Source organism: Actinoplanes awajinensis subsp. mycoplanecinus (genome assembly GCF_001509495.1).
Classification (GTDB): Bacteria; Actinomycetota; Actinomycetes; order Mycobacteriales; family Micromonosporaceae; genus Actinoplanes; species Actinoplanes palleronii.
Genome location: NZ_LLZH01000013.1, coordinates 349985 through 356312, shown reverse-complemented (window position 1 = coordinate 356312; position 6328 = coordinate 349985). Strand labels below are relative to the sequence as shown.

Below are 6328 nucleotides of genomic sequence, written 5' to 3'. Positions count from 1 at the left end.
TGCGGGCGGTGGTGTTGCGGGGTGATCTGGAGCGGCTCGGGCGGTATGACGAGCATCGGGTGCGGCAGCGGTTCCGGGACGGGTTCGCGCCCGGGAATACGTGGGTGATCGAGGTGGACGGTGCGTTCGCCGGGTGTGTGGCGCTGCGGCCGGACGGCGGGGCCTACTGGCTGGAGCACTTCTATCTGGACGCGGGGCTGCAGGGGGCCGGGATCGGCACGGCGGTGCTGCGGGGCCTGCTGGAACGGTGTGACCGCGAGGGCGCGACGGTGCGGCTGAACGTGTTGCGGGGGAGTGCGGCGCGGCGGCTCTACGAGCGGCACGGGTTCACGCTCGAGAGCGAGGACGACGTGGACGTGTTCATGGCGCGTGGGCCTGCGCCCGGGAGCGTGTGAACGACGCGCTCCCGGGCACGACCGTTACGGGCCGGAGACCAGGTTGGTGACCTGGTGGCCGCTGTTCGCCGCGGCGCCGGTGTTGTTGATGACGTGGCTGATCGTGCCGGTGCCGCCGAGTGAGACGGTCACCATGTCGTGGAACTTGACGCCGCTGTTCACCGGCACCTCGAAGGCGCGGGCGTTCACCACGGCCGGGTTCACGTTGAAGTAGGCGTAGCTGCCCAGGCCCCACGCCTCGTGGCTGGTCACCGAGTCGGCGACCTTGTAGGCGGCCCAGCCCTGGGTGGAGCCGTTCATGTACGCGGCCTGGTTCGGCGGGTCGTACGGCATCTCGTTCTGGTAGAAGTACGTCTTGCCGCCGTTGCCGTTCCAGATCGTCTGGTACTGCTGGTAGTGCTCGACGAACAGGCCGTAGAACGTCACGTTGTTGCCGTTGACGATCAGGCCGTTGCGGGCGGTGTTGATGTTCCAGCCGACCGTGCCGCCGTTGCCGTGGTCGGCGCGCCAGATCCAGGCGTGGTCACCGATCACGTTGTTGCTGTTGATCTGCAGGCTGACCGAGGCCTTGCCGGCGATCGCGCCGCCGATCCGGATGAAGACGTCGGAGAGCACGGTCGGGTTCGCCGCGTGCGACGCGCTGGAGCCGGTCGGGCCGACCTGCAGCAGGGTGGTGGAGTTGGTGGTGCCGGCGTCGAAGAGCAGACCGGCGACCCGCACCCCGTCGACGTCCGCGACGTGCATGGCGTCCACGCCGCCGTCCGGGACGAAGGTGGCCAGGCCCAGGCCGAGCACGACGGTGCCGGCCCGGTTCACGTCGAGCGTCTGGTTCAGGTGGTAGACGCCCGGGGTGACCAGCAGGTTCTTGCCGGCGGCCAGGGCGGCGTTGATGGTCGCCGAGGTGTCACCGGACTTGACCACGTAGAAGCTGCTGATCGGCAGCGAGGAGCCGGCCGGGGTGCCGTTGGCCCACGTGGTGCCGGACGCGTTGGTGCGCAGCGCCGGGACGAAGACCTGGTAGGCACCGGTGCCGTCGACGTACAGGTAAGGCTTCTCGGCGATCGCCGGCGAGGAGCCGACAGTGGTGTAGGGCGGGGTCGGGAAGCTCTGCGCGGGCGCGCCGGTCGAGCCGACGAACACCTGGTTCCAGTTCGAGCCGGCCCAGCTGCCCATCGCCGAGTTGCGGGTCAGGAACTGCTGCTGCGAACCCGACTGGATCTGCCCGTCGACCTTGGAGTCCGCGATGAAGCCACCCGAGCTCCAGCCACCATCGGAAAGAGCAAGATTTCCGCGTACGTGCATCCGGCGATACGGAGCGGCCTGCGACACGGCCCAGCGGTCCAGCCCGTCGCCCGGGGTGACCGACAGACCCTCGGCGGCGCGCCAGAAGTTCTGGGTGGCGTTCTGTGACCCGTCCGGCCACCAGTCCGCCTCGACGTGCACGTGACCGTTGATGTTCACCTGGTCCGGCGACAGTCCGAGCCCGGCCACCTGGGTGAAGAAGCCGACGTTGACGTCCGCGTTGTACGAGCCGGGCTTGAACAGCAGCGCGTAGCGGGCGTTGCCGAACTGGTTGGCGACCTGGGCGTTGAAGACCGAGGTCAGCTTGTTCTGGATGGTCGACGCGGACATCGACGGGTCGAACACGGTGACGTTCGGGCCGAGGTCCGGGTTGTTCGGGTTGGTCGGCACGGTTGTCGGCGGCGTGGTGGGGGGAGTCGCGACGCCGGAGAACGTCCACTTCTGGTTGGCGCCGCCGCCGCAGTCCCAGAGCTGGAGCTTGGCGCCGTCGGCCAGGTTGTTGTCCTTGATGTCGAGGCACTTGTTCGCCGCGACGTTGACCAGGTCCTTGCCCGCGCTCAGCGTCCACTTCTGGGTGGCGACGGTGTCGTAGCAGTCCCACAGGTGGATGGCCGCGCCGTTGGCGGTGCCGTTGTTTACCACGTCGAGGCACTTGCCGAGCGCCTGCACCTGACCGTTGTCGGCGAACGTCCAGTTCTGATTCGGTCCGGTGGAACAACCCCACATCTGGGGCTGGTTACCGTTCGCGGTGCTGCCGTTCGTGACGTCGAGGCACTTGCCGTTCGCGGAGCTGACGATGGTGCCGCTGCTGGCGGCCAGGGCCTCGGTCATACCGGCGATGCCGAGACCGGCGACCACCAGGGCGATCGTGCCGGTGGCGAGCCACCGGGGCCGTCGCCATGGGCGGCGGTGCTGGGGAGCGGACATGTTGTGCCCTTCGTGGGGGAGTGGGGGACCCCAGCATTTCGGCTTTCCCATCGAAGTCTCAAGATGCTTTAAGGTTTCTTTAATGGTTCCGGAACCGACCGTGTGTTTCACGGGTGACTGCCGGTGACTGTTTCACTTGTTTCATGAGCTGGGAGTGTTTTCCCTGCCGTTTTTCGCGTCTGTCGTCAGGTGCCGTTACATAGACCGGCGTGCCCGGCCCGCCGGTTGATGATCGGCGAGTGAAAGGCTGAGGGCGTGGCGAATGACGGTGTTCCGGCCCTGCACCCGCTGCTGCGCGGCAGGAGCAGTCCGACGGGCTTCGACCGGCGGCATGCCGTGACGCCGGAGGAGATGACGTCGCTGATCGAGGCGGCCCGCTGGGCCCCGTCGGCCGGGAACTCGCAGCCGTGGAGCTTCCTGGTCGCGCTGCGCGGCGACACGACGCACGAGCGGCTGGTGCGGCACCTGGCGCGTAGCTCGGCCCGGTGGGCGCCGGACGCCGGGGCGCTGGTGGTCAACCTCGCCCACCGGTACGTCGCCGGGACGGACTGGGAGTACTCCGAGTTCGCCCTCTACGACCTGGGCCAGGCGGTGGCCCACCTGACCGTGCAGGCCGCCGCGCTGGACTTGCAGGTCCGGCAGTTCCGGGCGTTCTCCCTCGAGGGTGTGGTCGAGGAGTTCGGCATCCCGGACCACTGGCAGGTCACCTCGATGACCGCGATCGGCAGGGCCACCGCGTCGGGGGGCACCGAGGCGCCCGCTCGCGAGCGCCGCAGCGTCACCGACCTGCTCTGGCCGCCGTCCGGAGAGTGAGTGTGGCGGTCAGCTGCGAGCCGTCTTCGCCTTTGCTCTCAGCACGCGCATCATCGGGCACTCCAGCCAGTGGTACATGGCGAAGGAGATCAGCAGGGTGATGACCATGGTGCCGCCGAGGAACAGGCCGGCGCCGCCGAGCAGCGGCTGGTGGCCGAACCAGTAGCCGTGCCGCCCGTGCTGCTGGAGCACGTGCACCGCGGTCGTCATGACCAGGAAGTGCATCAGGTAGAACGCGTAGGAGGCCTCGCCGAGCTGGACCAGCGGCTTCCAGCGCCAGGGTGACCGCTCGCCGGTGACGTCGGCGGCGGCCGCGGCGGCGATGAGCGCGGCGAAGACCACCGGTACCACCACGCCGATGTCCACCCAGCTGTGCGCGATGTAGAGCACGACGACCAGCGCGGTGCTCGGCCACAGTCCCGGGCCGGCCCAGCGGCCCCGGACCACCAGCACGCCGACGATCACGCCGACCAGGAACTCGTGGTAGCGCGTCGGCGGGAAGAAGCCGAAGTACGGCGCGGCCACCGGGGGCAGTCCCTCGCGGGCGACGGTGTTCACCAGCAGCGCGCCGACCGGCAGGGCGGCCAGCCAGACGTACAGCCGTTCGGTGGTCAGGCGCTGCAGGCGCGGCAGGACGTAGGGGAGCGTGAGGTAGAAGAACGCCTCGCAGCAGAGCGTCCAGGCGACCGGGTTGACGGCGTTCGGGAAACCGGCGTGGAAGACCCAGCTGTTGATCAGGAGGACGTTCGTCAGCACGGACCAGGTGCTGATCACCCCGCCGGTGACGGCGAGCACGATCAGCGCGCAGAACAGGGCGAACGCGTAGTTCGGGTAGATCTTGGCGAACCGGCGGTGCAGGAAGGCGCGGGTGGTGTCGCCCGGCCGGTAACTCCAGACCAGGACGAAGCCGCTCAGCACGAAGAAGAACGAGACGCCGATGCCGCCCATCGACACCGCCCGGAAGAACGGCGCGAGGGTCGCGTTGGAACTGGGCATGACGATGCCGAGGTGAAATCCCCACACCATGAACGCCGCCACCCAGCGGAGCCCGGTCAGCGACGGAAGCCGCGTGAGTCCGCCGGTGGTGCCGGGTGGCGCGGCCCTCGTCCGCTGCGCCGGCACCGGGTCCGCGATGGCGGCGGCGGGTGGCAGTGTCGCGGGGAGGGGCATGCTCGGCAACTTCCTGGAGTCTGGCAGGACGGCAGCGCGCACGGCCGTGAGCCCGGCCGTGCGCGCGCGGCTCAGAGAGTGCCGGACGGTCGATGCGTGTGTCGAATCCGGGGCCCGTGGTGGCATGAACTGAGGAGACAAAGATCAACGATGTCCGGAAATGGGGGACGGTGTCCCGTCCTGGTCCGGGGTGAGCAGGCCGCGCAGCGAGAGCGCCAGCGCCGAGGCCACCAGGCACCCGCCGAGGGTCAGGACCACCCAGACCCCCGCGTGCCCGGCACCGATCAGCGGGCCGGCGGTCACCGGCCCGACCACCGAGCTGATCCCGAAGTTGATCGTGTGCGCCGAGTTGTACCGGCCGCGCAACCGGTCCGGGGCGAGCGCGTTGATCAGGGCCGGCTGGACCGGCTGCAGCAGCGTCTCGCCCAGCCCGAAGATCGCCGCGCACGCGATCACCAGGACCGCGGCGAGCAGCGGGTTCTGCCCACCGGCCAGGCCACCCGCGCCGAGCACCAGCCAGGACACCGCGAAGACCACGCCGACCAGGGCCAGCACGTGACTGCGGCTGCGGCCCTCGATGCGGCGCATCACCACCAGCTGGGCGCCGACGATCGCGATCGTGCTGGCAGCCATGGCCCAGGCGACCACTCGGGTACTGACGTCGGCCACCCGTACCGAAAAGCGGCGAAGCCGACCTCGATCTGGGCGTAACCGCAGGTCATGAGTAGCAGGCCGAAGGACAGCAGGCGCCGGAAGGCGCGGTCGGAGAACACCTGGCGGTACCCGTCGGTCTCGGCCCGGTCGTGTTCCGCCGCGGTCAGCCGGCGGGAGCACCATCACCACGGCGCCGAACCAGCCGATCGCGATCCCGGCGGCCGCGTCGGAGAGCCCGCGCACGTCGGTCAGGTAGATGAACAGGAACGGCAGCGTCAGACCCCGCCCGATCGACGAGAGCAGCACACCGGCCAGCAGCCAACGTGCTTCCCGGCGCTCCGGCAGGGTCTCGCGGATCATGCCCGGATCATGCCGTCCCCGGTCAATGCGACACCAGGGATTTCCCCGGCGCGACGCGGCCCGGTGTATCGGCAGGCTTCAGTGGTCGATCGAGCGCCTATCAGGGGGAGTGGCGACATGCGGCAAACGATGACCATGGATGTGGCGACGGTGGTCCGGGACGCCCGCGACGGCGACGAGCGGGCCTGGCGCACGCTCGTCGAGGCGTACGGCCCGCGGCTGCGGCTGGTGGCCCGGCGGTTCCGCATCCCACCCGATCAGGTCGGTGACCTGCTGCAGGCCACCTGGCTGCAACTGTTCAGCGGCATCGACCGGCTGCAGTGCCCGGAGGCGGTCGGCGCCTGGCTCGCGGTGACGATGCGCCGGTTCTGCCTGCGCGCGGTCACCGGACGGGACCGGGAGTGCCCGGTGACCGGGATGGACGAGTGGCTGCCGCAGCCCGGCGCGGCCCCGGACGCCGGTCTGCTGCGCGACGAGCAGGCCGCGTCGGTGCGCCGGGCGCTGGCCCGCCTGCCCGAGCGGCAGCGCCGGCTGCTGTGGCAGATGGCGACCGACCCGGACGCGCGGTATGCCGAGATCAGCGCCCGGCTGGACATGCCGGTCGGTGCGATCGGGCCGACCCGGGCGCGGGCGCTGGGCCGGTTGCGGCGGCTGCTGCTGGACGAGGAGCGGGCGACACACTTCGCCCACCGCTGATCAGTATCGGC

6 protein-coding genes are annotated in these 6328 nt (G+C 69.9%); 3 read left to right on the top strand and 3 right to left on the bottom strand.

The window, feature by feature from the left end; translation table 11 throughout:
- Positions 1-395 (top strand): GNAT family N-acetyltransferase (locus tag ADL15_RS04975; protein WP_067685412.1); only part of this gene is annotated, 395 nt, incomplete at its 5' end.
- Between the two features lie 24 nt (positions 396-419).
- Here the strand turns inward: ADL15_RS04975 and ADL15_RS04970 are convergent.
- The gene (locus tag ADL15_RS04970; RefSeq protein WP_067685371.1) at positions 420-2624 is read right to left on the bottom strand and encodes an RICIN domain-containing protein; all 2205 of its coding nucleotides are present in this window, start codon (positions 2622-2624) and stop codon (positions 420-422) included.
- A 255-nt stretch (positions 2625-2879) separates the two neighbouring features.
- Between ADL15_RS04970 and ADL15_RS04965 the strand changes: the two genes are divergently transcribed.
- A complete protein-coding gene (locus ADL15_RS04965; RefSeq protein ID WP_067685370.1) occupies positions 2880-3437 on the top strand; it encodes a nitroreductase family protein in 558 nt (185 codons plus the stop codon).
- A 9-nt stretch (positions 3438-3446) separates the two neighbouring features.
- Here the strand turns inward: ADL15_RS04965 and ADL15_RS04960 are convergent, their stop codons facing one another.
- Positions 3447-4607 carry an acyltransferase family protein gene (locus ADL15_RS04960; protein WP_067685369.1) on the bottom strand — a complete coding sequence of 387 codons (1161 nt, stop codon included), beginning with the start codon at positions 4605-4607 and terminating at the stop codon, positions 3447-3449.
- Positions 4608-4751: 144 nt separating this feature from the next.
- Positions 4752-5621, bottom strand: a complete 870-nt coding sequence (locus ADL15_RS04955; RefSeq protein WP_232343892.1) for an MFS transporter — start codon at positions 5619-5621, stop codon at positions 4752-4754.
- A gap of 117 nt (positions 5622-5738) precedes the next feature.
- Between ADL15_RS04955 and ADL15_RS04950 the strand changes: the two genes are divergently transcribed.
- Positions 5739-6317, top strand: coding sequence for an RNA polymerase sigma factor (locus tag ADL15_RS04950; protein ID WP_198170539.1), 579 nt, complete (start codon positions 5739-5741; stop codon positions 6315-6317).
- Positions 6318-6328 lie beyond the last annotated feature (11 nt).